We start from the raw sequence: 24,781 nt of genomic DNA on the forward strand, positions 1-24,781 counted from the left end.
CGCGTTATGTTCCACCTAGATCCAGTCGGAACGGCGGATAGTCATCACGCATCAACGATACATATACAGCCACTCGATAACGCCACCGGACAATTCCCATCAGGAGATCGAACATGCCCGGATGGAGTCTGCCGGTGCACAGCAACCACACCGCGGAGATGACGCAAAGCACTTGCAGCAGCGGCTCCATCGCCCAGCACAGCAGTATCTGAGGAAGTCCCAGCAGCCACCACTTCACCAGGACCGCCCAGTTTGTGAGCCGTTCCGGATAGTCGACTTCTAGGTCGCCCGGGTAGTCCGGGCGAGACGACAGGCTAAATGGCGGATACCTGTCGGTGCTGTTCATCGGAAATCGGTAATTCATGACCCGCCACGACCAGCGCAGCACCCCGACGTTGAACTCAAATATGGGGCGTGGATAGCGTCCGGTGAACAAGATCGCAACGCCGGCAACAATCGTCAGCACCGGATACACCAGATAGAGAAATATCAGTATGGGATAGTGCGGAACGGCCAGCACGCACCACTTGACGAGCCAGAGCCAACGCGACGGCGTGCCGGGATCGCCTCGAATTCGTACCGGATCGTCCGGATGATTCATAGCCCAGACCCAGCCGTGCAAATGGGGGTGTTCGTCGCGGTCGCAAGGTCACGAGTGATCGCTGCGGACATCCTGCGGTGACTCGTCAACCGGAGGAACAACAGCAGGCCCCAGGTGTGGAGCCGGTCCGACAACAACGCGGCAGGTCGTAGCACCGACTCGCCGTGGGCCACCTGCAGCGAAGCCACCCGGGACACGGCGGCGACCCTACGCCTCCGGGTTTTCTCATACCAGCGCAACGCGCTCGGCAGATCATTGGTTGCGCTGGAAAGATCCGCAAGCGCCTTGCACAGCACCATCGTGTCCAACAGCGCCTGATTGGTCCCTTGCGCCAGTGTCGGCGGCATCGTATGAGCCGCGTCGCCAAGCAACGTCATCGCTTCTTGACCCTGCCGGGGAATCGGATGCCGAAAATGCGGGTAAGGCGAAGGCGCCAGATGATCGTCGGTCAATGCGGCCAGGACTCGATCGACCGAATCCGACCATCCACTGAAGTGAGATCGGATAACGGCGATCGGATATTGCGGCCTGATGAAGTCGTCGGACCACGGCAGGTCGAACCACCATTGAAGATCGGAGCCGCCGGCGGGCCAGAGGCCCAGGTTTCCGTGCTTGCCGATAATGACCTGAGCGACGTGCTTGTCGTCCACAACGTCTGACAAGGCGATCAGTCCCTGCCAGCTGCACCAGCCGGTCGGTTCCGCGCCCGGCGCGCCTACAACTTGTCGAACTATCGAATGCAGGCCATCCGCACCGATTAACAAATCACCTTCAACCGAGCTGCCGTCTTCAAAGTCAACCAGCACTCCGGTAGGAGTACTGAGCACTCCTACCGCGCGGCAGTTGCATCGGATGCGACCGCTCGGGATGCCGTCCAACAGCCGCTTGAGCAAGTCACGACGCGGAACCATCCGAACAGGTGCGCCCAACTGGTTCGCCATCGCCGTCACGTCCAGGGTGGCGAGCCGGCGACCCCGAGACGTCAACACTCGCACGCTGGACAACAGCTGACCGGCGCCATCCATGTCGACACCCAGCTGAGCCAGAACGGTAGAGCCGTTGGGCCATATGGTGACGGCGCCGCCACCCGCCTGCGAATTCGGCCGCTGGTCAAAGACGGTGACGTCGTGTCCGTCGCGCAGCAATCCGCGAGCCACCGAAATCCCACTCACACCGGCGCCTACGACCAGGACCCGAAGCGGCCCTCCTCGAAGCCGGCGTCCCGGCCGCTTCGTACTCACGACTGAACAGATGACGCCAGTGGGGCTGCTGAGCAAGGTGGTAGACAACTGACATGACTGTTAGCGCTACCGCGATAACGCTCTTCCATCCTCCCTCCGATCCCGAGCGATTCGGCCGGTGGGCAGCCGGATACCTCGCTGCGGCTCGTCATACTTCTGGATACGTCAGCGCGCGCCAATCGGTTCAAAGCTCCAGTCAACTCGATTGGGCGCTCGAAGCCTCCTTCGACAGCGCAGAACGGCTCGACGCATGGCTCGACGGCGCGGAACGCCAGGCCATACTTTCCGAAGGCCAACAACAAGGATGCTGGCGGGCTGCCTCCGAAGTCATCCTCGCCGAGGGCGAATTGCCACCCGCGAACCTCGGTGTCTTCCTGCACAGCGTGTCGCCCGGCAAGGAAACCGAATTCATTGCAGCCCAAGGTAACTTGACGCGCATCAGCTCCGGATTTCCCGGATACGAAGGGACGACACTGCTTCCCGCGGATGCCTCCGGGCAGTGGATGACGGTGCTTCGCTTTCGCACCCCGAGCCAGCTGACGCGATGGATTCGATCACGCGAACGGCAAGAAGCGCTGCCGCGGCTGCGGGGCGAGTTGACCCGCGACTTCGCCGAACTGCCTCGCAGTGCACCATTCGGGTCGACCGTTCGAGTTGCCGACGGGCAAACGAAAATCACACCGGGTTGGAAGTCGGCAATGCTGGTGTTGCTGTGCTTGTACCCGACCGTGCTCGTGTTGGCCAAGTCGCTGGCACCCGCGCTGAAGCAGCTCGGAATCGGGCCAGCGGTATCGATGTTCTTGGGCAATGTCGTCAGCGTTGTGTTGCTGCAATGGGTTCTCGTACCGATCGCATCGCGCCCGTTCCGGCGGTGGTTGGACCCTATCGACGGGGCGCCGGTCCGCATCGGTCTGGCGGGGGCTGCAGTGCTCCTCGGCGCCTACGCCGCACTTGTGCTGCTCTTCACGTTGGGCGACTAACTGGCGCTGATCATTTCGTGCGCCTCGGCAATTCAAACGGTCAAAGCTTCAGACACCTGCTCGTCGTAGGTAACCTGTCGCCGTGGGAACCACAGCCAGCGGCCCAGCACAACCATAACGGCAGGCAACACGAAAGCGCGCACCACAAGCGCGTCCAGCAACAGCCCGAGGCCGACGGTGACACCGATTTGGGCAATGCTCAGCACATGGCTGGCAGCAAGCGCGAGTATTGTTGTGCCGACAACGATTCCGGCGACTGTAGCAACTCCTCCGGTCGCGCGGTACGCGCGGATGATGCTGGTGCGTTGCCCGGCCCAGCGTTCTTCGCGGATGCGCAGCGCGAAAAGCAGGTTGCAGGCGGAACCCACGGCGACCAGCAACACAAAGGCGATCGGCAGCACCGACCAATGCAATGATTGGCCGAATATTCGTTGCCAAATCAGCACGCTGGCGCCAAGTGCACACAGGTACGAGATCGCGATGGTGACAACAACGACAAACCCAGCGACCGGACTTCGCAGGAGCATCGCGGCGATCACCAAGATGACGACGAGTGTGGTGGCAACCATCCGCATCAGGTCGCTGCCCACCAGATCCTGAAGGTCTCGGGTGGCGGGTCCGACGCCGGTGAGTTCAACCGCGGTCGGTTGGAGCGTGCCATCCTTGGTCGCGTCTGCCACGGCGGCCACGATGGCACGAGCACGTTCGGCACCATCAGAGCCCCACTCTTGCCCATCGCCGTAGACGATAAGACGCGTCGCGCGTCCGTTTGCCGAAATGAAATCGTTCAGCAGAACGCGCATATTGGGGTCGGTCAGAATCTTTCGGGAGGCGTAGAGGTCTGCTCCCGGAGAGCCCTGAGAAGCCGCCACAAGGTTCTGCAAATAGCCGGGTAGCTCCAGCGCTGGTACCGGGCGTGCAGCGCTGACGGTGCCAATCACGCCTTCTGCTGAGGCTCGTAGCTGTTCCAGCTGACCGGTGATCTTGGCTATCGCAATCGGCAGATTGGATGGACCGCCCTTTGCGGCGCCCTCCGCAACCTGCTGCCCGAGCTGTTCTGCCGTATCAGCCAGCTTCACCGAACTGTCGACGACGGTGTTCGACCATTGGACCGCTTCGTCGGCAGCAGCACATACCGGGGTTGTCGTGCAGTTCGGTAGCCCCGCGACGAGATTGCGCAGCGGTCCGAAAATGTCGGAGATGTCAGCTGCGCGGCCCCGAACTTTGGCGATCGATTCCTGCATGAGATGGACGGCCAAACCGGCCCCACCGATTCCGTAGGCGCCGAGCGACATCGCATTCTCGGTGAGGTCGATCGACTTCGTCATGTCGGCGATCGCGGTTTCGAGAGCGGCGAACGCCGCACCCCGAGACGCGACGAGGTCGGAAAACTCGTCGAGACGATCACCGAAATTCCCTGCCGAAGTTGAATACGCGGCTTGTTTGGACACCATCCCGGTGGGGTGGCTGGCTGACTGCACCATGCGCACACCGGGAACCGTCATGATTGCGGCGGTGATTCGTTCCAACGCAGTCAGACCCGCGGGATTGCGAATGTCGTGGTCGGTCTGGATGGTGACGACGTCGGGCAATAGTTGGTTGGCGGCGAAGTGACCGTCGACCGCTTGGTACCCGCGGTTGGATTCGGCGTTGGCCGGGGTCGCCGCAGATTCGTCCCACCCGATCGGCACTGCAGGCAGGCTGACCATAAGAATGAAAACCAGCACGCCGCTGGCCACCAGGATCGGCGCTGGCCAGCGCGCCACATAGATGCCGAGCCGCCGCAACCGGCGCCGCACCCGGTTACGGGCTGGCGGGTTCAGCAAGTCGGCGCGGCCAGCGAGCGCTATGAGCGCCGGCGTGAAGGGAAGTGTGGCCGCCGCGACCACGAGAGTGCCGATCGTTAACAGGGCTCCGGTTGGCCCGAACACACTGATCCGGGCGAAGTCTAGAAATTTCACAAAGCCCAGGGGCACCACCACGATGAGTGCCGAACCGATGATTGTCGGTGCCACACCCCGGTAGGCGTCCGCGAACGCATCCGCTGGGGCGAATTGTTGTCGTCGCCGTTCCTGGTAACGCCCGATCAGGAATATCGTGAAGCCGGTACCGACACCGGCAACCACAGCAATGCTCAGCCCGATAGCGAATACCGAAACCCCGATGTCACCGCGTTCGACGAGGACGGCGACGATCGGCTTGGCCACGGTTAAGGCCAAGCCGACCGTCACCAATGGCACCATCGCAGTGATCGGGGATCGGTCGAAAATCAACAACAGGACTAACAGCACCGCGAATGTCATCAGCACGATGAACTTCATCTGCTGGTATATCGCCGCGAACTCGTCCATGATCGTGGCGCCAGGACCGGTGACAAATACCTGCAGGCCGTCGGGGGGGTGCAAATCTTTCACCATGTTGCGCACGGCTTGCACGGACTCGTTGGCGTGCGTGGTTCCGACCATGCCCGATAACCGCACGAATACTGTCGCCACCTGATGGTCGGCGCTAAAACTCCGCCCCGCCATGACGGGGACTGCCCACCAGTCCACTACATCGGTGACATGCTGGTCATCGGCGTCCAGCGCGGCGACCAGTTGATCGCAGAATGCCCGGTCGCGGTCGGTCAGGGGTCCGTCTCGTTGTAAGACCACGTATCCGAGGTTGTCGGTGGGCGGCTTCGAGAAGGCCGCTGCCGACTGTTGCAACGCATGCCAGCTCGCGGTGCCGGCTGGCGCAAATGGTTGATCCCGCGCGGCGGTGAGCGCTTCGAGTTGCGGCGCCATGGCATTGCCGACAACGGCAGCGACCAACCACAAACCGACGATCCATAGCGCGAAGCGATCGATAAATCGAGCAATCACCACATGAGCCTTAGCCGCCGGTCAGGCATCACGTTGCCGGCTGATTCTGTTCAACTAGTGCATCGCCTTCGCTTCGGGTGACATCCTGACGCTAGCCACCAACCGATCTAGATCATTCAATCACCTCAGCCGCCGATCAACAGTAAATTTCGCGTGAGCTGGTCAGCGCGACGGCATACGCGGAAATCCTGGTCATTCGCATTCCCTGCTCGCTGGGGTGCCCGACCATGGGTGTCCTTCGGTTCATCTGGCAACGTGTGCTGGCGTTTGACCGGATCGGATCCCGTATCCCCCAGCTCATTCAGGTGTGGCTGCTCGAACTGTTCTTCGCGATGCCGTTGACCTTCGTTATCGCGCTTTATCGCGAGGATGATCGACATCCACGGCGCGTTTGGTGTGCCTGGCACCGGCGGCCGTATCGACGGAGTGTTCTGGGGCGCGCTGGCGATGTCGCTGATCTTCGGCTTCTTGTTCGTGCGCTCCCTGGTGAAACCGCGAATGGTACAGGGCTCTTGGACTCCCGTCGTGGGCGCCGACATCGGACCCGTGACCGTGTACGGCGGCAACCGTTCGTGGACGGTTACCTATTCCTACCTAACCAACCACCCGTCCTACGCGCTGCTGTTGCTTCTCACTGCGCCGATCCCGGGCGTCATGCTCGCGGCGACGATCAACCAAGGCGACAGTACATTCTATTTTCGGGCGAGCGGCATTGTTGGATTAGTCGTCCTGGCCTGTATGGCGCTGGCGCGCGTATTGGCCTGGTACGTCTTTCGATTCGGTCGCCGTCAACTCGATGAGCAGCTGCAAGCATTACCGATCTCGCGACGCCGCCTGGGCTGGGAAATCGCCTGGAAGCCGGTCCTGGTTCTGATGGTGTCGATGTATGCGATCGTCGGTATCCCGCTGGGTGCAATGTGGTTGAAGGAAAAGCACACAATCGCCGCCCTTCCCGTCGTCACCGTGGCCGACGCGGAAAACCCCGGCAGCTATCGGCGCGTGGTGGGCACCCTGGCGTCCAAGCCAATTTATTGGGCAGCACGAGGCACCGGCCGCGGCGGCAACAATTTTGCGGGCGCTGCTGTCCAACCCGTAAGACGGCAATGCGATCCCGGACGCGGGCGGCCGTTGTACCGTTCTGCACAGGTCTCACACGGTTCAGCGACAAAGCCGGATAAGAAGCCGTTGCCATGAGACTGGGTTGTGGCTTATGAGGGGAGTTAACACCATGACCAGAGCAGCAATTTCGGCCGCGGCGTTGGCCGCGCTCATGTTTGCTGCGGGATGCAGCGGGTCCAGCAGTCACCAAGCGGACGACAAGTCACAGTCGGGGCAGCCATCGAGTCAAGTGGCGAAATCATCGGCCGAGCCCGCATCGCCCGGGAACATGACCATTCGCTATGAGGACGCCGACACACCAGAGGCACGGCGCGGACGTCAGCTCATGCAGGACGCCACGCTTTTAGAACAAGTCGCCCAGCAGGTCAACGACACTTTGAATCTGCCTTACGACGTGGGGGCCGTCGGCAAGCAATGCGGCGAGGCCAACGACTACTGGGACCCCAACGTCAACGAGATACAACTCTGCTACGAGGACATCCAGCAAAGCGAGCAAAGGTTTGCAAACAACGGTAATCCGGATCCGGTGGTCGCCGCGGTCGATGCGACGATCTCCGGGTTCTATCACGAACTCGGACACGCCACCCTGGCCATCTATCAGCTGGCGTTCACCGGGCGCGAGGAAGACGTGGCCGATCAGCTCTCCGCGTTCATGCTCCTAACCCCGGGCGCAGACGGAAAGCCTTACCCCAACGGCGTTCGTATCGCCACCGACACCGCCCAGGACTGGAAGCTGAGCGCGAAAGAGGCCGGCGATGCCAACGATCTTCCGTTCTGGGACGGGCACTCCATGGACATCACGCGCATGTACAACTGGGAGTGCTGGATCTATGGCTCAGATCCGATAACCAACGCGAATATCGTCACCTCCGGCGACTTGCCGGAAGACCGCGCCGGCAATTGCGAAGACGAGTTTCAGAACATGTCCAGGGCATGGCACGAGATGCTGGGGCCACACCTCAAGAAACCCAGCTGAGCCACGCCCGTCGGCGCCACTGCCGTGTTCGGCACGTACGCAAGCGGATTCGGCTGGCGGACTTGCGCCGATGTTGTGCGCGATGGCGAGCTCGCGACGTCCCCATGCCCCGCCGGCGGAACAAGTCTCGGCTGGGCAGAGTTCATGCACTATTCAGGCACCCGTCGATCTGAGATCGTTGACCGCACACGAGCACCGGTTTTTCTCACGGTATGCGTGTCGTTCAGGTCGCCAACTTCTATGGACCTCGCTCCGGTGGCCTGCGGACCGCGATCGACCGTTTGGGCGCGGAATACTCTGCCGGTGGACACAAGGTATTTCTGATCGTCCCGGGTCCACATGCGGGGCGAATCCGGCTGCCCACGGGTGTCGTGCGAATCACGCTGCCCGCCAAGCTGCTTCCGTTCACCGGGGGCTACCGCGCGATAATGCCGGGACCCGTGCGCGCCGTGCTGGAAACGCTGCAACCAGATGCCTTGGAGGTCTCCGATCGGCTCACGCTGAGGTCGCTGGGCCGGTGGGGCCGCGACCACGGCGTCACAACCGTGATGATCTCCCATGAACGTCTTGATCGCTTTGCCGGCCAACTGCTTCCGCGTCGAACCGCACAGAAATTCGCAGACTTCGCCAACAAGCGCACCGCCGCCAACTACGACACGGTGGTGTGTACAACCAGCTTCGCGCGGGAGGAATTCGACCGCATAGGCGCCACGAATACCGTCACCGTCCCGCTGGGTGTGGACCTGCAGACCTTCCACCCGCGTCGGCGCTCTGCACTGCTGCGACGGCGCTGGGCCACACCGGCGCAGGTCCTACTGGTCCACTGCGGCCGGCTCTCGGTGGAAAAGCATGCCGATCGCAGCATCGACGCCGTAGCTGCACTGTGTGACGCCGGAGTCGACACCAGATTGGTGGTCGTTGGCGACGGTCCGTTGCGGGCCAGGCTGCAACGGCAGGCAACTGGGTTGCCAATCGACTTCACCGGCTTCATCTCCGATCGCCTCACGGTTGCGGGACTGCTGGCTTGCGCCGATGTCACGCTGGCGCCTGGGCCGCACGAAACGTTTGGGCTGGCCGCATTGGAATCGCTGGCCTGCGGCACACCGGCCGTGGTGTCGCGCACATCTGCGCTGGCCGAGATCATCACCGCGGACAGCGGCGCCCTGGCCGACAACGATCCGATGGCGATCGCACAGGCGGTCCGCACAGTCGTCAGCAGGCCCGAGCAAGATCGCCGTGTTAGCGCGAGGCGACGCGCCGAAATGTTCACCTGGCGGCGGGCCGCGGGAGGCATGCTGACAACTCTCGGCGCGCACCGAAACGCATCCGCAGCAATATTTTTCAAATCCACCAACGAAATATCGCGCGTGGAACTCATGTAGAAGTCGTTCGACCACCACGATTATTTGGGCAGTGCATGAAATTTGCGTGCGACACGCCGGGTCGGGCCGGCAAGGCCGGTCACCGTTGTCGTCTACGTTGAGCTGAAATTCCCCAACGGGAGGCACAGCGGTGAGCCAAAGCCGACTCAGCGGAATGTCGCGTCGGAAATTCTTGGGCAATGCCGCCGCAGGGGGTGCTGGGGCGTTAATGGCGCTTGCCGGGCCGGTAATTGAAAAGGCCTACGGAGCGGGGCCTTGCGCCGGTCATTTGACCGACATCGAACACTTTGTGCTATTCATGCAGGAGAACCGATCATTCGATCATTACTTCGGAACGCTCTCCGGCATCGATGGATTCAACACCCCATCGCCACTTTTCGCGCAAAAGGGCTGGAATCCCATGACGCAGGCCATTGACCCTGCCGGCGTCACGATCCCCTACCGCCTCGACACCACCCGCGGCCCCATCCTCGACGGCGAATGCGTCAATGACCCGGCCCACACCTGGGCCGCGCTGCATCAGGCCTGGAACGGCGGCGCCAACGACAACTGGCTGCCGGTGCAGGCCAACGGAGCACACACCCCCACAGTGATGGGCTACTACCAGCGCCAAGACATTCCGGTCCACTACCTGCTCGCTGACGCGTTCACGATCTGCGATCGGTACTTTGGCTCGGTGTTGGGACCAACCCTGCCCAACCGGCTGTACTGGCTGAGCGCCACCCTCGACCCAGACGGAACCAATGGCGGGCCGCAGCTGGGGAGCCCCTACATCAAGCCGACTCAGAGCTTCAGCTGGCGCATCATGCCACAGAACCTCAGCGACGCCGGCATCACCTGGAAGGTGTATCGCAACAAGACCCTCGGACCGTTCGTCTCCGATCTCACCTTCGGTAATTTCATCGAGTACTTCACACAGACAGCGGATCCGAGGTCGGATCTCGCCCGCCGCGGCCTAGCGCCGAGCTACCCCGGAGATTTCCTCGTCGACGTCAAAACCAACAGACTGCCGCAGGTTTCCTGGGTGATTCCCAACATCCTTCAATCCGAACACCCAGCATTCCCGGTGGCGGCGGGCGCCATCGCGCTGGTGATGGTGCTCAAGATCCTGCTGTCCAATCCGGCGGTCTGGGAAAAGACCGCGTTGATCGTCAGCTACGACGAAAACGGCGGATTCTTCGACCACGTCGTACCGCCCACCGCGCCACCGGGAACTCCCGGCGAATATGTCACGGTGCCTGACATCAATGCGGTGCCTGATTCCGGGGGCATCCGTGGGCCGATCGGCTTGGGTTTTCGGGTCCCGTGTTTGATCATCTCTCCGTACAGCCGCGGGCCGCTGATGGTCCACGACACCTTCGACCACACCTCACAGCTGCGATTGCTGGAGACACGATTCGGGGTACCAGTGCCTAACCTCACCCCCTGGCGCAGAAGCACGGTGGGAGATATGACTTCCGCGTTCAACTTCGCTGTCCCGCCAAACCCGTCGCCGCCTAAGCTGAATCATCCTGTGGTTGGCGAACTTTCGAAACTCCCGCAGTGCGTTCCGAACGCGGTACTGGGCAGCGTGAATTACGGGATCCCCTACCGAGTGCCGTATCCGCAAACCATGCCGTCTCAGGAAACCACTCCAGTCCGTGGGATTCCCAGCGGTGCTTGCTAATTCGTGTCCAACTCGCCTAGAGCAAAACACTGGCCGCCATAGCCCAATGGGCTAGGCGGCCAGGTTCCGTGAAATGCGTTTTGGAACTTAGGTGCACGGTATGCCGTGCGGACCTCCAATCCAGTGACCAGGCGGTGCCTGCCACGGGCACCAGTGCTGAATCTGTCCAGGTGGTACCGGCTGCCATCTAATCGGATCGTCGATATGGGGCCCCGGTGGTCCTGGTATACGTGGTCCCGGATCGGCCTGCGCGACACCGGCACCGATGCCCAGCACAGTGGCGCACATCGCCCCGGCGAGTGTGATCCTCCCCACGATTCTCTTCATATCCATTGTGGTGGCCTCCCTTTTGGCCCTTTCTTACCGCGCGCCAGATCAGTGGTACTCCGCTGACGTGCGGGTTAGGCAGGGTAACAACCTGCAATACTTCCAAGATACCCTCCGGACCTGAACGTCAAACCCGGTCCGCGCGCGTAAGGTAGCGATGGGCCGCTGATTGGGACCAGCCGGTATTAGATCTCAACTGGGTGACGCCCCGCTTGGCTGGCGCACTGGTAGTCCAGCGGCGCGGTATATCGCATCGATGACGATCATGTTCTCGACGGCATCCTCCGGTGTTGTCTTTACCGGTTCCCCGCGCAGCACCGCGGCGGCGAATGCGTCGAGCTGGTACGCATAGGAGGCGCGGCGCGAAAAACGCTCTACCCGTTTGCCATTGGCTGATCGCACCGTCATCCGGTGAAAATACTGCGGTACAACAGGATTGAGCACACGCAGCTCGCCGTCGTCGCCGATCAGGTGAGCGCTGATGTTCAGCAGGTCCGATGACCACATCGAGCAGCGGACCCTGCCCGTGTGCCCGCCCGCAAACCGCAACTCTGCCACCATCGCCCGATCGACCTGTGAATCACGCGGTTTGGCTTGCGCTGAAACAACTTCCGGAGCTGCCCCGCCGAACGTACGCGCCATATGGACGGCATAGCAGCCAGCATCCATCAGTGCGCCACCGGCAAGCGAAAAGTTATAGCGGATGTCAGAAAACTTCGGCAGCGGAAAGCACATCGAGGTCTCGACCCGCCGGAGCTTGCCGAGCTCGCCCGAGGCGACGATCTGCTCGACTCGTAAAGCCAGCGGATGGTAGCGGTAGTGAAACGCCTCCATGACGACCCGATCCGACTTCGCTGCCAGCTCTGCGATCTCACGGGCTTCGATTGCGTTGGCGGTAAACGGCTTCTCACACAACACGTGCTTGCCGGCGGCCAGCGCGGCGCGTGTCCAACGGCCGTGCAAACCGTTGGGCAACGGAATGTAGATCGCATCGAGGTTCGGGTCGGCGATCAGGGTGTCGTAGTTGTCATGCACCCGAGCGAGGCCGTGTTTGGCGGCGAAGTCCCGAGCACGCGACACGTCACGGGCGGCCACTGCGGCCACCTCAACCTCGGCGTTTGCTTTGGCCGGGTTGACGAGCGCCAGCGGTGCAATGCGGGCCGCACCCAGAATGCCGATCCGTAACGGTGCCCGCTGTCCGGACTCAGCCATTAGGGGTTGCCAGGTCCGCGACGGGCGAATTCGGGGGCGTGCTCGGGCCGGACCCCGACACCGATGAAATATGCGGGCACAGCCGATAGCCAGGGCAGCCGCGCGACCAGACCGAGTAGGGCCGCCGGAGGAGTGGGATCCTTGCCGTCGAGCAATGGACCGAGCAACCGCCTCTGTAATACCCGCTGCACGGCTTGGGTCACCGCGGTGGGAAATGCGCGGCGGCGGCGGACGGCGGCTAGATCGCGATCGGTGACCCGATGCTGCCGCAAGGGTTCAGCCAATATGGTCGCGGCCGCGACGGCATCTTGGACCGCCAGATTGATGCCGACGCCTCCTAACGGTGACATCGCGTGCGCCGCGTCGCCAATGCACAGCAGTCCATCAATGTGCCAGCGGCGCAACCGATTCACCCGGACGTCAAGGTGCTTGACATCGTCCATCGACTTCAGAGTTGCCACCGACCCGGCGGCTTCTGGTACCAGGGCGGCGACCTCGCGGCGAAACTCGTTGATGCCCCGTGCGCGCAATTGCCGGTCGCCACCCTTGGGCCCGATATAGGCGATCTGGAAATAGCCTTCGCGCGGGATGACGCCGAGGGCTTTGCCAGGGCCGATGCGAGGCAGGAAGGAAAACTCCACCCCGCCATCACGCGGCAGCTTGAACCACCAGACGTCGAAGTTCACCGGGTATTCGCGCGTCTTCAGCCCGGCCTCATGACGAGCGATCGACCAGCGACCGTCGCACGCCACGGTCAACTCGGCCCGCAGTTCACCAGGACCCTCGGGGCCGTCGTAGCGCACTCCGATGACCTTGCCCGCCTCCCGCAACAGCCCGGTGGCCTCGGTCTTCATCCGTAATGTGAAAGTCGGCTCGGCTTCAGCGGCCTCGGCGAGCAGGTTCAGCAGGTCCCACTGCGGAACCATTGCTACGTAGGGATGGGGCTGCTTCAGACGCTCGAAATCGACGTAGGTCACCGAGCGCCCGTTTGATTCCAGTCTCGCCTTGCGGACCTCGGTGTAGGGCAACGCCGCGAAGCGCTCCCACAGGCCGAGCTCGTCGAGCAGCCGCATCGTTGTCGGATGCACGGTGTCGCCGCGGAAATCGCGCAGGAAGTCGCCGTGCTTCTCCAGCAACGTGACCTGCACCCCCGCCCGAGCCAGCATCAGCCCGAGGACCATGCCAGCCGGGCCGCCGCCGATAATCGCGCAGGTGGTTGTGTCGACCATTAACGCCCAAGCATAAGGGCCGTTGAGTACGACAGGATCACCTGTTCAGTTGGCGACAGGTCCGCTAGGGGACAAGCGCCGAAATGTCATATGCGATCGCTTGGCCGGCGTTAATGAGTATCAGAAGCTCAAGCGCGCCCGCCGCGGTAACAAGTGCCACGTCGGCCGCTATCGGGTAACCGACCGCGTTCACGAGCCCCATCGGGTCACCATGGATCGCTTGCTGTATCCCGTCCAGGAAGAGATTGATGTTGTAGGACGGTGCCGTGGTTAACACGGCGTTGGCAATGTCGGCCGTTGGCAGCAAAACCGTGTAGCTCCTTTCGGCAACCTTGGTGATCGTGGCGGCGACGTTGGTGTTCGCCGCCTGCAGATTGTCGATAATGCTGTCGATCGTGATCGCGTGAGGCGCTGGCGCAGGACCCGGCGAGGAACCGGATGCGGTACTACCCGGATTCAAGGTCAGCGGACTTCCCCAATCCATCGGTGACGGCAGATCGAGGTTGCTGATGTCGTACGCGAAATCGCTTATTCCCTGCTGGGTGCCAGCAGCCAGAGCATCGAAGACGGTTAACGGGCTCACCTCAGGGAACAAGCCAAACGGAGTAGAGACATTCGGTGGTGAGGTCGAATAGCCATAGGCCGGGTCGCCATAGCCCAGGTTGACGATCACCTTCAAGTTCGGTTGAACCAGGTCGGCGAGTGGATTTCCGAGAACGGGCAGCGCCCGCAGCGGCTCCAACAGCGGCAAGTTCTCCGTGCGAATCACGTAGTACTGGGTCATGGTAGGGCCGACCGTGTTAGTCAACGGAACGGCCGACGCAATCTGTTCAGGCGTGAGCATGAAGTAGTCGGTGTGCACATAGTAAGCGCCCGCAATGGCGTTGAGCGTTGAGACGAAGTTGATCGGATACCGCGGGAAATCGGCGACGCCGTCGTATTCGATGGTGTAGATCCTGGTCGGATACAGATTGTCCGGAGTCGCGCCGGTGGCCGTCACACCCAGGCTCGGAAAGGATATCCCTGGAAACCGCGTCGCTACCCCTCCGTTGGGATTGTTGGGATTGCCGATCAGCGTGAAGGAAAGCTGGTCTGGCGGCGGCGGATTGGCCGACGCCGCGAGATTGGCCATCGTCAGGGACGAGATCGTGGCGCTCTGGGAGTAGCCGAACACAGTGACGTTACTGCCAGCGGCGAGTTGCTGCCGGATCGCACTGTCCAGAATGACCACGCCCTGGGCCACGGATGCGTCAAACGTCAGGTTCTTGACCGCGACCACGGGATATAACCCCTGTGGCGTAAAGAGTGCCTGCGCGATAGCCCCAGGGACACTGTGGCTGACGTATAGATCATTAGCTAATTGCACATATCTGGACGGAGGTATCGGCGTGCCGCTGCCACCCATGATCAGCGCAATCGTCTGTGCCGCAGCAGCTTTCATGACAACGCCGTTGCTCACCGAACTAGCTACGCCAACGTTTGATACGGCCGCCTTCGCGACCGCCGTATTGGCCTGGACAGGCCAGGCGGTACTAGCACTGCCGAGCAGGGCCTCGAGCTGCTGAGGCCAGGATGCCAACTGCGCGGCCACCGCCGAAGCCCCGGCGTGATAGCCCGCCAGCGCCGCCACGTCCTGGGCCCACATCTGCTCATACAGCGACTCAATGGCCGCGATGGCCGGGGCGTTCTGCCCGAACAGGTTGGACGCCACCAGGGACACCACCTGCGCTCGATTGGTCGCAACGAGCGCCGGATGAACCGTCGCGGCCATGGCTGCCTCGAACTCAGCTGCCGCCGCCCGAGCCAGACCAGCCGCTCCTTCGGCATGGGCGGCCGACATGCTTAGCCAACCGACATAAGGTGCAGCCACATCCGCCATCGCCACCGACGCCGGCCCCAGCCACGATCCGCCCGCTAGCCCGGAGGTTACCGAGCCGAATGAGGTTGCTGCACTGTGCAAGTCGATGGCCAGATCATCCCAGGCCACCGCAGCGGCCAGCATAGTTGCTGGGCCCGCACCGCCAAACACCCGCGCCGAATTAACCTCCGGGGGCAGCACCACGAAATTCTGCAGCATCGCGACGGTCCTTTCTCAACCGAGCCGCTGGTGGCTGACGTGATGAACTAGGCGTCCGGACAGCGCATTTTCATCCGATGCGCTTACAACAGCGCACTCGGATGAAAGTGCGGACGGATCCCGATGGGCGGTCAGATGCCGGTGTGCGTCGGCGCGCTGATTAGCGTGCCGCCTACTAGAGCCGGCGCCCCCTGAGGGATGTCGCGGCCAAGCGGGGGACCCTCTGCTAGACATCCGGAGCCCGTCAGCGCAACCATCGCGAACAGGGCGGCAAGCACCACCAGCACCCGAGTAGTGAGTCGACGTTTCTTGCTCTTGACGCTCATCGATCAGTCCTTATCTGTGTTGGGGACCCCCGCAAAGGTGGGGATCCGTTGGATCGTTGTTTTGTTGTTTTGCCTCGTTTCCCATCCCCGACATTGGTCGGTGGAGCGGAGTCGGGGTCAAGGTGGAGCGCCCGAAGCGCAGCGAGGACGAACGACCTTGAGGCCGAGGAGGATCCGCCGCATACTCCCGGTCGGTCGAGCGTCTGTGCCGAGGGGGTCCCCATCACATGTCATCTCTCATATGTCGATAAAACGGCCTGGCGTACGCCGAATAAATGCTAGCTTCAGTGCGGGCCATAATGGAACGTTTTCGGAAATTGCGGACGAACTTTTCGAATCGTCATTGGCGACCGGCCAATGCGCCTGAAAATAAATACTTCCTGCGGCCCACCGATCGGCTCTCACCCTCCGACATGGCGTTGCCGTTGCCCACCGCGCCTCGCCCGACGAGGTCATTGCACACCTGAAATACCTTGGTAGCTAGGAATTTTGGTGAACCCCGTCGTCGGGGCGCATAAGACGTGGTCAAGATGCCGGGCGCCCACTAACCAAAAGTCGCGCATTCCATGCATTGGCGATCCGCTCGATTGACCAATGACTTGACATTGCGCTGCAAATACTTGCGTCAACCGTGGAACATTTCCACCGATGTCGACTATTTTTGCATTTGGAACTTAAGATTGGTATGCCATGTTAATTGTCAAGAATTTGGACACGGCCCGGGTGGGCGGGACCTTCGCCCACCCACACACGATGACATGGAGCTTCCCGCGTTGGTCCACGCAGCGCGCAGTGAGCTAGCGGCTTCGGCATAACATAGGCGAGTGCAATGTCTACCGGTCAAGCCGCACCGTCGAGATCCTCGGCAGCTACCTTGTACGTGACAGAAACGATTCAAGCGCTCCTGCAGCAGCGGATGTCCGATTCAGCAGTTGCGGTGAAATACCTTGACCTGCAATGGACGTGGAGTCAGTATCTGGCGGAGGCGGCGGCGCGGGCGGCAGCTCTCATCGGTGCGGCCGATTCCGGCCGACCGATGCACATTGGCAGTCTGCTGGGAAACACGCCCGAGATGCTCGCCCAGATGGCGGCGGCTGGGCTGGGCGGCTACGTGCTCTGCGGTCTGAACACCACACGGCGAGGCGAAGCGCTGGCCGCCGACGTGAGACGGGCGGACTGTCAAATCGTTGTGACCGATGCCGAACACCGAGCCCTGCTGGACGGTCTAGACCTGTCGGGCACGCAGATTCTTGATACCTCGACTTCGCGGTGGGCTGAATTAATCGGTGACGGTGGCACTTTGGTCCCCTACCGGCAGGTCGACATGATGGATCCGTTCATGATGATCTTCACGTCGGGGACCAGCGGAAATCCCCAGGCGGTGCAGGTGTCGCATTTGATGCCGACGTTCGCCGGGCGCAGCCTGACCGAGCGGTTCGCACTGACCCAGCGCGACACCTGCTATGTGTCCATGCCGCTGTTCCACTCCAATGCGGTGGTCGCGGGTTGGGCACCCGCCGTGGTTTCCGGCGCCGCCATCGTGCCGGCGAAGTTCTCGGCAACTAACTTCCTCCACGACATCCGCCGCTACCATGCCACGTACATGAACTACGTCGGCAAGCCCCTGGCCTACATCCTTGCCACCCCTGAACGCGATGACGACACTGACAATCCACTGCGGGTAGCATTCGGAAACGAGGCCAACGACAAGGACATTGACGAGTTCTCGCGCCGCTTCGACGTCCAGGTCGAGGATGGCTTCGGCTCGACCGAGAACGCGGTCATCGTGATCCGCGAACCCGGCACGCCGCCGGGTTCGATCGGCAGAGGGGTCGACGGCGTCGCGGTGTACAACAGCGACACAATCACCGAGTGCGCGGTAGCACGTTTCGACGACCATGGTGCGCTCACCAACGCCGACGAAGCCGTGGGCGAGTTGGTCAACACGATGGGATCGGGCTTCTTCACCGGCTACTACAACGACCCCGAAGCCAATGCCGAACGCATGCGCCACGGCATGTACTGGTCGGGAGACCTCGCCTATCGAGACTCGGAGGGCTGGATTTACCTGGCCGGCCGCACCGCCGATTGGATGCGGGTGGACGGCGAGAATCTGGCGGCAGCTCCGATCGAGCGAATTCTGTTGCGCCACAATGCCGTAAATCGCGTCGCGATCTATGCCGTCCCGGACGAATCCGTCGGCGACCAGGTAATGGCGGCGGTCGTCCTGCATGACGGCCACGCGTTCGACCCTGAATCGTTCGAAGCATTCTTGGCCGCCCAACCCGACCTCTCCCCCAAGGCCTGGCCACGATACGTGCGCATTGCCACCGACCTTCCCAGCACCGCCACACACAAGGTCCTCAAGCGCCTGCTGATCACTGACGGAACGGCCGTCGCCGGCGACGAGATCCTGTGGGTGCGCGAAGCTCGGGGCACCGCTTACCACGTTGCGTCGGGTAGCGGCTCGGCGCACCGATCGCTCGTGCCGGATATTCGCAACACCGCATCGCGTACCCCTCACTGAGATGGGCTACGCGATCCCCCGTGAGCACGCGGCGACCGCCGTACGCCCGGTCCGCGACGTTGCCAGCCGCTACGACGCACCGACACCTGTCGAAGCCGACACATTGCGTCCCGCATACCCCGACTGGGACGCGTTTGCCGCAGTCCGGTCCCGCCTCGACCCAAGTCCGATATCTACATGACCGCCTATCTACACCAGCGCTTCCCCGAGTTGGATGACACACTCGGACACGTCACCCTCGGCAACGCGCCCACGCCTGTGCGCCGGCTGTCTCGCCTAATGACCACATGCTCGTCGGTCTGGATCAAAGACGAGGGCGCCTACGGCAACGGCGGCTGGGGCGGCAACAAAGTCCGCAAGCTGGAATGGCTGCTCCCTGAGGTCAAACGTCAACGCCGAAGCACCATCTTGACCTTCGGCGGCCTCGGCACCAACTGGGGTCTCGCGGTGACGCTGTACGCCCGCGAATTCGGCATCCATACCGCCCTCGCACTCATCGACCAGCCGGTAGACCAGCACGTCGAAGCCCAACTCAACCGCCTACGGGCATCCGGCGCCGACATCCATCTCACCCACAGCAAAGCGCGCACGGTCACGGCCGCACCGTACCTCTACCTGCGCCACCGACGGCCCTACGTGTTACCCGCCGGCGGGTCTTCATCGCTGGGAGTGCTCGGCTACGTCGAGGCAGCATTGGAACTCGCCGCACAGGTACAGGCCGGCACATTGCCGGCACCGTCGTCCATCGTCACCGCAGTCGGATCGGGCGGCACGATCGCCGGCCTGCACCTCGGCCTCACACTCGCCGGTCTCACCGACACCCTGGCGATAGGCATCGTCGTCAACGACACGCTGCGCCTAGACCACCGGTCGATCACATCGCTGGCACGCCGGGCAGTGCGCCTACTCCAAAGCCGCGGCGCGAACCTGCCGCCCACCACCCACCTACGAGCAGACCGCCTAATTCTTCTGCGCGACTGGCTCGGAGCCGGCTACGGCCATCCGACCAGCCAGGGTGCACACGCACTGCAACTCGCGCAGGAAACCGAACACCTCGATCTCGAGCCCGTCTACACCGCCAAGGCGATGGCAGCACTCTTCGACCTAGCCGCCAGCAGCCGACTACCCGAAGGGCCCACGCTCTACCTCCACACGAACGGGCCGCGCTAACAGCGCCTGCTGACAGCGAGGTTGGCAATCAGTCCTCATTTGGCTCCCGACTACGGTGAGCGCTGCACTCATCCGATGACGGAGGCCATGACCCCCATCACCGGCGACTCCCAAACCGCAGTTCGGGGGCATGTTGACCATCGACCGGTGCTGGTTGAGTCCCCTGTTGACACATTTCGACCCACCAACGCCCAACCCCGCCAGCCCAACGACCTGCGGTCGCGACGACCGCCCCAAGTGGCCCAAGTCAGGGGTGCGGCGAAGGGGCCGAGCCGAACATTCGAGTTCGCCTGCGCGGATGATGGCACCGTAATCGTCGAGCATGGCCCATAACGGCCCGACATCACTTCTCCCGCTCAGACTTTCAAGGTTGGGGTGAAGGCTGCGCGAATTATCTGCTTATCACGAGTGGCGATGGTGAGGTTGCGCCGCGTTGCCTGTGCGACGAGCATCCGGTCAAACGGATCTCGATGTTCCCACGGCAGCCGGCCGGCGAAGATCGCGTCCGCAGAGTCGATCGCGAGTTCGGCGGCCGCCATGTCGTTGACGATGTCTGACCAGGCGGACAAAAGAGGATCCCCATCGAGGCGCCCGAGCCGCGTTTTAGTGGCTATCTCCCAGGCCGATACCGCCGACACCCAGACCGTACAACTTCTCTGCCCGAGAAGTTCACGAGCCTCGCGCGACACGCTTTCAGGGGTGGACACTAGCCACAACAGCGTATGCGTGTCGAGAACGACGCCGCGTGGCGTTGGCGCCGCTGACCCGGCGTCGGTCACGAATTGCCTTCCCAGGCTGCAAGTTCCGATTCTGGCAGCGGGTCGTCGAAATCCTTGGGGACGGCTAGGTTTGGTAGTTGGCCGAAGCGCCGCGGAGTCTCGCGGACCGGTACAAGCACTGCGACGGGCCGACCGTGGTTGGTGATGGTCACGCGTGTGCCGGTGCGTTCCACTTCAGCCAACAACGCGTTGAGCGTGGCTTTAGCTTTGGTGCTCGTGATGGTCTTCTGCTGCACAGCACCAACCATACCAATGCAGGCTATTACGACTAGCCGCACTAGTTCGTCTAGTTGAGCTGACAGTGTCGCACATGGCTCCGTCGTCACAGCCGCGCACTAGCACATACGACGCAACAACTCCCAATCCAGGCACGCCAAAGCCGGGCGCGTTAGCTACTCGATGGTGGCTCGGCCGGATTCGTCGACGCCGGATTCGTCGTCTCGACGCTGGGTCTCAGGTGCCGCCACCAGCAGCTGATGTAGAGCATCATCGAAAGCACCAACACGACGACCACCCAGAGCACGACCTGGACATCGATTCGCGCCCCAAACGGGGGCGCGTTGGGAAGCGCATTACGCAGCGGTATCACTGCAAACAGCATCGCGGCATACCAGGTCGTCATAGGCGGCTGGAATGGTCGTCGATCACGCGCCGTTTGAATCGCGACGAAGGCGCCGATTCCGGCAAGCGCGACCAGCACAGCGATGATGATGAGTGCGAACGCCTCGGCGGTTGCCGACCGCTGCAACTTCACTTGGTACGTTGCAGGTACCCCGCCTTTGTTGGCCACCGGAATGTCTATATTCCAGCCGGGAAGATGGTCGACGAATGTTACTGTCGCTCGTTCAGGTATCTGCTGGTCGCCGTGGAAGAGTTCGACCGTTACCTGCCCCGAATGGTAATGATCGAACGGCCAATCATTGACGTTGCCGATTAGGGTCAGCGGAACAGGAAAGGTTCCGGGCAGCATGCCTTTCGACCAGGTGCGCTTGGTAGGCGATACCGCGGATGTAACCCTGACACCGAGGTCTTCTTTCAGACCAAGGGTTTGCGGATCAACCAGTGCAGGTCCGGGCGTAATGACGACGTTACCAACTAGCACAGTGTTGACCGACTGAACGTCGTCGAGCGTGATGGTGATAGTAGTCCCGTCCGGCGTCGGCTGACCGTCAATAACATTGTGCGGGCCGACGTTTCCATATAACACAGTTGAACCGACATAGGCCGCAATCAACAGCACCAGACCAACGACGCCGAACTTCATCAGCCGCACCTCGGCGGGTAGAAACCATCCCCAGACAATATGGCTCTCCTAATTTCCCAAAGTGGTGACAATCTGATATTGGCCGAGATCTCGTCGAATTCCGCATGGATACGCGCGATCTGGACGAACGCGGCGCCTGCTCATACAAGTCCTTTCTCCGGCGCTGTGGTCAAAGCCCGCGCCAAACCGGCCTTCGTCTCGAACGCCACACCCACTAGACGTCCCCGAGCGCCAGGGGCGACACAACCCCCGAGTCGTGCATGCTAACCAATTCTTGACTCGCGTCCAGACTGACACACCGGGCCCACACGGCCGCCCATTTCGAGACCGCACTTCGCCTAAGAGCAAAGCAAAAACATGTCCGCGCAATCGACAGCGTCTGTGACGTCGGCGTGTCAGTTGGCGATCTTTCGCGGCCCGTTGCGGATCTACCCGTCGATCTCGCCGATGATTCCGCGTTCGATGCTCGCTCGGGTGCTATCGGGCAGCACCAACAGGCCGTCGAGTTCGGTGCGCGCTAAGCCGTATGCCCGCTGACGTTCCTGCGGCGTCGCGGCGGTGTCGGCCGCCACCCGCAGCAGGTTCTGCGCACGCGCGAGGCGCTGCCGTTCCTCTCGCGAGAAGTCGTTTCTACCCCTGCGCATCGCCTCCGCTTCCGCGGCGTTGAACGCAGTCACATAGCTTTCGACCGCGTCGAGGTACTGGCGCGCAGCCTCGCGGTCGTTGAGAAGATCTTCGGCCCGGAGCGGCCGATGAAAATCGGCCGACAGTTTGGCCTTGTGAAAGGCAGTCGTCAGTGGGTCCCGCATGTCTGTCATGACCGGGAAGTCGAGGAGCTTGGCCGGATCGAGCTCGTACTCCAGCCAGCGTGCATCTGTCTGGTCATGCGCGTCGATTGCCCGCCTAATCGCCCGCCAACGCGACGCCTGGTTCCCGGTCGTGACTTCGCGCGATTCGGCACCCGCGAGGTCACTCGGTGAGCGGTCGCCAGACGCCTCGTTTTGCTGCCTCTTGAGGGACGAGAGCGCCCGGATGCCGGCATAGATCACGCCGACTACCGGCGCGATCACGACCAGCAACTCAATCAAACGAAACAGCAGTCCCACTAGGCAAGGATGCCACCATCCTCCAGGAGAGCCGATTCACCGCTTGTCAGTTTGACCGGCCGCGATCTCGTCGGCCGCCTTGGCTGCGATATCACCGGCCAGTCGCGAGGCCACCTCCGGGGCGTTCGCGGCGAAGCGCGCGAGCACTCGCTGGCGCAGCGGCGCCACGGTGATTTCCCCACGATTGCGCTCGATGGCGTTGACGACCGCAGCTCCGACCTGCTCTGGCTTGCCCGTGCCGATCAGTGGCGGCGCGGCGGCACCCGAGTCGGCGAACATTCCGGCACCCCCGATCGCACCCGGACTGACCACTGAGACTCCGACGCCTGCAGGCCGAAGGTCGTCTCGCAGGCACAATGCGAAACCGCGGATGCCGAATTTCGTTGCGGCATAAAGTGAAGCACGCGCTGTCGCCGTTTTGCCGGAGATCGACGAGACGAACACGAAGTGGCCGGATCCGCGCTTGGTGAACACCGGAATCAGTTCGCGGGTCATCTGGACCGGCGCCTCGAGGTTCACCCGGATTGCCCGGTCGACCTGTTCGGCGGTGAAGCTGTCGAGTTTTCCAGAGGCCGGGAGCGCGGCATTCGCGACCATAACGTCGATCTCCCCAGCCTCGGCGAGCAGCGCCAGCCCGGCACCCGCCTCGGCTAGATCGCTCACGCTCGTCCGGTGGCCACTACCGGACAGCGAAGCCGCGAGCTCGTCAAGCTCCCGCGGCCGTCGCGAGCTCAGGATTAGGCGCGTACCCCGGTCGGCAAGTGCCGCCGCGATCGCCCGACCGAGACCTCCAGTCGCGCCGGTGAGTAGGACGGTCTTGCCGGTTAACTCCATCTGGACGAGGCTAGTCCATCGTGTGGGCGCTCAGTATTCGAAACGGTTCAACACGTCGTAAGTGCTGATCGGCAATGCAGCCACCAGCTGGTAGATGAATCGCACCGGAGTGGATGGGATCTTCTGGTAGCCCGCCACTGCCGGCGTCCGCTCAAGGAAACGCAGCCTGGGATTCCACGTTTCCAGGTCACGGACATTACGGATCCCCCATTTGACGATCCCTTTGGTGAACGCCTTCGAAAGCAATGGACCCAGCGGTGAGACAGTATCGAATAGCATTTCGCCGCAATCGAATTGGCTTGTCAAACGCTCAAGTAGCTGGCGCACTTCGATTTCCGGCAGGTACATGAGCTCCCTTCCAAGGTCAGCATCGCCAGTTCGTCTGCCGTCACATGCTTCACCAAACGGCCGAGTGCACTAGAAGGTACGGACAGGCAGGGCTTGCGACACTCTTGTGCGCGATAGCCACGCAATAGGTGATCTTGATCTTTTGCGCATTGTGCTCAGGGGTGCGGCTCAGGGCAGATACTAGATGAGCAACAGGACCGCGAGGGTGATGAGGAACGCGAGGACGCCGCACGCCGCCGCCCAGGCGCCAAGGGCGAATGCCTTCGCTTTCGGGAACGGCATGGTGGCCATACCGAGGATGAACGGTAACGCGGGAGCGGCTGGCCAGACGACGACCGCGCCAATGCAGGCAAATACCAAGCCAGCTGCTAGACCACTCAAAATCATTGCGGGAAAACGGTGATCGCCCACTACGAGCGCCTGGTCAACAGCTCGGGAAGCCCGATCGCGAACATAAACAGCAGCAAGACCAGGCCCGTGCAGGGTGCGATGAACAGTGCGACCGCCCACGTACGAACGGCAGGCCAACGCGCCAGCCGATACAGCACCAACCCGACAACCAGCACCGGCACAAACACTCCCCCGGCGGCGACGGCCAGCCGAACCTCCATGGACAGAGCCTTGTCGAGGATCGACATCGCCTTGACAACAACGGCCCACAACACACCTCCGGCTATCGATCCAGCAAAAGTAGCTCGCACCCAATCGATTTGGCGTTCAACAGGTTGCGGAGACGGTGTGGACGACATCGTT

At 62.2% G+C, this 24,781-nt stretch carries 23 protein-coding genes and 1 pseudogene; 8 read left to right on the forward strand and 16 right to left on the reverse strand.

Features of this window, described 5'->3' with window-relative positions; genetic code table 11:
• Positions 1–4 precede the first annotated feature (4 nt).
• Together MSIMFI_RS00145 and MSIMFI_RS00150 are read right to left on the reverse strand one after the other, a co-directional pair.
• Positions 5–574, reverse strand: a complete 570-nt coding sequence (locus MSIMFI_RS00145) for a DUF4389 domain-containing protein (RefSeq protein WP_191495711.1) — start codon at positions 572–574, stop codon at positions 5–7.
• A 23-nt stretch (positions 575–597) separates the two neighbouring features.
• Positions 598–1,842 carry an FAD-dependent oxidoreductase gene (locus MSIMFI_RS00150; protein WP_191495671.1) on the reverse strand — a complete coding sequence of 415 codons (1,245 nt, stop codon included), beginning with the start codon at positions 1,840–1,842 and terminating at the stop codon, positions 598–600.
• 53 nt (positions 1,843–1,895) lie between these two features.
• Between MSIMFI_RS00150 and MSIMFI_RS00155 the strand changes: the two genes are divergently transcribed.
• The gene (locus MSIMFI_RS00155) at positions 1,896–2,822 is read left to right on the forward strand and encodes an antibiotic biosynthesis monooxygenase (protein WP_191495672.1); all 927 of its coding nucleotides are present in this window, start codon (positions 1,896–1,898) and stop codon (positions 2,820–2,822) included.
• Between the two features lie 32 nt (positions 2,823–2,854).
• Here the strand turns inward: MSIMFI_RS00155 and MSIMFI_RS00160 are convergent, their stop codons facing one another.
• Together MSIMFI_RS00160 and MSIMFI_RS27600 are read right to left on the reverse strand one after the other, a co-directional pair.
• On the reverse strand, positions 2,855–5,686 hold the full coding sequence (locus MSIMFI_RS00160; RefSeq protein ID WP_224770011.1) for an MMPL/RND family transporter: 2,832 nt from the start codon (positions 5,684–5,686) through the stop codon (positions 2,855–2,857).
• A 125-nt stretch (positions 5,687–5,811) separates the two neighbouring features.
• The gene (locus tag MSIMFI_RS27600) at positions 5,812–6,066 is read right to left on the reverse strand and encodes a hypothetical protein (RefSeq protein ID WP_224770012.1); all 255 of its coding nucleotides are present in this window, start codon (positions 6,064–6,066) and stop codon (positions 5,812–5,814) included.
• On the opposite strand from MSIMFI_RS27600, the gene MSIMFI_RS00165 reads away from it, so the two are divergent.
• From MSIMFI_RS00165 to MSIMFI_RS00180, 4 genes are all read left to right on the forward strand, one after another.
• On the forward strand, positions 6,056–6,880 hold the full coding sequence (locus MSIMFI_RS00165) for a hypothetical protein (protein ID WP_224770013.1): 825 nt from the start codon (positions 6,056–6,058) through the stop codon (positions 6,878–6,880). The two genes, MSIMFI_RS27600 and MSIMFI_RS00165, sit on opposite strands and share 11 nt — an antisense overlap.
• Positions 6,881–6,914: 34 nt before the next feature.
• A complete protein-coding gene (locus tag MSIMFI_RS00170) occupies positions 6,915–7,781 on the forward strand; it encodes a DUF4344 domain-containing metallopeptidase (protein WP_191495674.1) in 867 nt (288 codons plus the stop codon).
• Positions 7,782–7,993: 212 nt separating this feature from the next.
• Complete coding sequence (locus MSIMFI_RS00175) at positions 7,994–9,163, forward strand: glycosyltransferase (RefSeq protein ID WP_191495675.1); 1,170 nt, start codon at positions 7,994–7,996, stop codon at positions 9,161–9,163.
• A 154-nt stretch (positions 9,164–9,317) separates the two neighbouring features.
• Positions 9,318–10,829 (forward strand): phospholipase C, encoded by a 1,512-nt coding sequence (locus MSIMFI_RS00180; protein WP_191495712.1) that lies wholly within the window; start codon positions 9,318–9,320, stop codon positions 10,827–10,829.
• 519 nt (positions 10,830–11,348) lie between these two features.
• Here the strand turns inward: MSIMFI_RS00180 and MSIMFI_RS00185 are convergent.
• From MSIMFI_RS00185 to MSIMFI_RS00200, 4 genes are all read right to left on the reverse strand, one after another.
• Complete coding sequence (locus MSIMFI_RS00185) at positions 11,349–12,368, reverse strand: Gfo/Idh/MocA family protein (RefSeq protein ID WP_186243170.1); 1,020 nt, start codon at positions 12,366–12,368, stop codon at positions 11,349–11,351.
• On the reverse strand, positions 12,368–13,597 hold the full coding sequence (locus MSIMFI_RS00190; RefSeq protein ID WP_191495676.1) for an FAD-dependent oxidoreductase: 1,230 nt from the start codon (positions 13,595–13,597) through the stop codon (positions 12,368–12,370). Before MSIMFI_RS00190 ends, MSIMFI_RS00185 begins: the two co-directional genes overlap by 1 nt.
• Before the next feature lie 64 nt (positions 13,598–13,661).
• A complete protein-coding gene (locus tag MSIMFI_RS00195) occupies positions 13,662–15,674 on the reverse strand; it encodes a PPE family protein (protein WP_191495677.1) in 2,013 nt (670 codons plus the stop codon).
• Between the two features lie 131 nt (positions 15,675–15,805).
• Positions 15,806–16,000: a hypothetical protein gene (locus MSIMFI_RS00200; protein ID WP_191495678.1), complete on the reverse strand. Its 195-nt coding sequence runs from the start codon at positions 15,998–16,000 to the stop codon at positions 15,806–15,808.
• Positions 16,001–16,880: 880 nt separating this feature from the next.
• On the opposite strand from MSIMFI_RS00200, the gene fadD1 reads away from it, so the two are divergent.
• The 3 genes from fadD1 to MSIMFI_RS00210 are packed head-to-tail and all read left to right on the forward strand — an operon-like array spanning position 16,881 to position 19,697.
• Positions 16,881–18,527, forward strand: a complete 1,647-nt coding sequence (gene fadD1 / locus MSIMFI_RS00205; RefSeq protein ID WP_191495679.1) for a fatty-acid--CoA ligase FadD1 — start codon at positions 16,881–16,883, stop codon at positions 18,525–18,527.
• Positions 18,451–18,708, forward strand: a complete 258-nt coding sequence (locus MSIMFI_RS29475; protein WP_396819213.1) for a D-arabinono-1,4-lactone oxidase — start codon at positions 18,451–18,453, stop codon at positions 18,706–18,708. The genes fadD1 and MSIMFI_RS29475 overlap by 77 nt, the downstream gene beginning before the upstream one ends.
• Complete coding sequence (locus MSIMFI_RS00210; protein ID WP_191495680.1) at positions 18,705–19,697, forward strand: 1-aminocyclopropane-1-carboxylate deaminase/D-cysteine desulfhydrase; 993 nt, start codon at positions 18,705–18,707, stop codon at positions 19,695–19,697. The genes MSIMFI_RS29475 and MSIMFI_RS00210 overlap by 4 nt, the downstream gene beginning before the upstream one ends.
• Before the next feature lie 356 nt (positions 19,698–20,053).
• Here MSIMFI_RS00210 and MSIMFI_RS00215 read toward each other — a convergent pair whose 3' ends face one another.
• From MSIMFI_RS00215 to MSIMFI_RS00250, 8 genes and pseudogenes are all read right to left on the reverse strand, one after another.
• Entirely contained in the window at positions 20,054–20,476 is a 423-nt protein-coding gene (locus MSIMFI_RS00215; protein ID WP_186243164.1) for a type II toxin-antitoxin system VapC family toxin, read from the reverse strand.
• Positions 20,473–20,724: a type II toxin-antitoxin system Phd/YefM family antitoxin gene (locus tag MSIMFI_RS00220; RefSeq protein ID WP_186243163.1), complete on the reverse strand. Its 252-nt coding sequence runs from the start codon at positions 20,722–20,724 to the stop codon at positions 20,473–20,475. Before MSIMFI_RS00220 ends, MSIMFI_RS00215 begins: the two co-directional genes overlap by 4 nt.
• A 140-nt stretch (positions 20,725–20,864) precedes the next feature.
• Positions 20,865–21,740: a DUF4436 domain-containing protein gene (locus MSIMFI_RS00225; protein ID WP_191495681.1), complete on the reverse strand. Its 876-nt coding sequence runs from the start codon at positions 21,738–21,740 to the stop codon at positions 20,865–20,867.
• Positions 21,741–22,168: 428 nt separating this feature from the next.
• Complete coding sequence (locus tag MSIMFI_RS00230) at positions 22,169–22,846, reverse strand: hypothetical protein (RefSeq protein ID WP_191495682.1); 678 nt, start codon at positions 22,844–22,846, stop codon at positions 22,169–22,171.
• 36 nt (positions 22,847–22,882) lie between these two features.
• Complete coding sequence (locus MSIMFI_RS00235; RefSeq protein ID WP_191495683.1) at positions 22,883–23,680, reverse strand: SDR family NAD(P)-dependent oxidoreductase; 798 nt, start codon at positions 23,678–23,680, stop codon at positions 22,883–22,885.
• Positions 23,681–23,710: 30 nt separating this feature from the next.
• A pseudogene (locus tag MSIMFI_RS00240) lies at positions 23,711–24,031 on the reverse strand (class I SAM-dependent methyltransferase); the annotation flags it as partial.
• 177 nt (positions 24,032–24,208) lie between these two features.
• Complete coding sequence (locus MSIMFI_RS00245) at positions 24,209–24,388, reverse strand: hypothetical protein (protein ID WP_186243158.1); 180 nt, start codon at positions 24,386–24,388, stop codon at positions 24,209–24,211.
• 50 nt (positions 24,389–24,438) lie between these two features.
• Entirely contained in the window at positions 24,439–24,777 is a 339-nt protein-coding gene (locus tag MSIMFI_RS00250) for a hypothetical protein (RefSeq protein WP_191495685.1), read from the reverse strand.
• Positions 24,778–24,781: the final 4 nt, after the last annotated feature.

The sequence above is a fragment of the Mycobacterium simulans genome, assembly GCF_900232995.1.
GTDB classification, from domain to species: Bacteria; Actinomycetota; Actinomycetes; order Mycobacteriales; family Mycobacteriaceae; genus Mycobacterium; species Mycobacterium simulans.

Excerpts from the sequence above, each read along its gene's own strand:
- MSIMFI_RS00155 (WP_191495672.1), top strand. The coding sequence starts at position 1,896 with ATGACTGTTAGCGCTACCGCGATAACGCTCTTCCATCCTCCCTCCGAT.
- MSIMFI_RS00165 (WP_224770013.1), top strand. The coding sequence starts at position 6,056 with ATGATCGACATCCACGGCGCGTTTGGTGTGCCTGGCACCGGCGGCCGT.
- MSIMFI_RS27600 (WP_224770012.1), bottom strand. The coding sequence starts at position 6,066 with ATGTCGATCATCCTCGCGATAAAGCGCGATAACGAAGGTCAACGGCAT.
- MSIMFI_RS00170 (WP_191495674.1), top strand. The coding sequence starts at position 6,915 with ATGACCAGAGCAGCAATTTCGGCCGCGGCGTTGGCCGCGCTCATGTTT.
- MSIMFI_RS00175 (WP_191495675.1), top strand. The coding sequence starts at position 7,994 with ATGCGTGTCGTTCAGGTCGCCAACTTCTATGGACCTCGCTCCGGTGGC.
- MSIMFI_RS00180 (WP_191495712.1), top strand. The coding sequence starts at position 9,318 with ATGTCGCGTCGGAAATTCTTGGGCAATGCCGCCGCAGGGGGTGCTGGG.
- MSIMFI_RS00185 (WP_186243170.1), bottom strand. The coding sequence starts at position 12,368 with ATGGCTGAGTCCGGACAGCGGGCACCGTTACGGATCGGCATTCTGGGT.
- MSIMFI_RS00190 (WP_191495676.1), bottom strand. The coding sequence starts at position 13,597 with ATGGTCGACACAACCACCTGCGCGATTATCGGCGGCGGCCCGGCTGGC.
- MSIMFI_RS00195 (WP_191495677.1), bottom strand. The coding sequence starts at position 15,674 with ATGCTGCAGAATTTCGTGGTGCTGCCCCCGGAGGTTAATTCGGCGCGG.
- MSIMFI_RS00200 (WP_191495678.1), bottom strand. The coding sequence starts at position 16,000 with ATGAGCGTCAAGAGCAAGAAACGTCGACTCACTACTCGGGTGCTGGTG.
- MSIMFI_RS00210 (WP_191495680.1), top strand. The coding sequence starts at position 18,705 with ATGACCGCCTATCTACACCAGCGCTTCCCCGAGTTGGATGACACACTC.
- MSIMFI_RS00220 (WP_186243163.1), bottom strand. The coding sequence starts at position 20,724 with ATGGTTGGTGCTGTGCAGCAGAAGACCATCACGAGCACCAAAGCTAAA.
- MSIMFI_RS00225 (WP_191495681.1), bottom strand. The coding sequence starts at position 21,740 with ATGAAGTTCGGCGTCGTTGGTCTGGTGCTGTTGATTGCGGCCTATGTC.
- MSIMFI_RS00235 (WP_191495683.1), bottom strand. The coding sequence starts at position 23,680 with ATGGAGTTAACCGGCAAGACCGTCCTACTCACCGGCGCGACTGGAGGT.
- MSIMFI_RS00250 (WP_191495685.1), bottom strand. The coding sequence starts at position 24,777 with ATGTCGTCCACACCGTCTCCGCAACCTGTTGAACGCCAAATCGATTGG.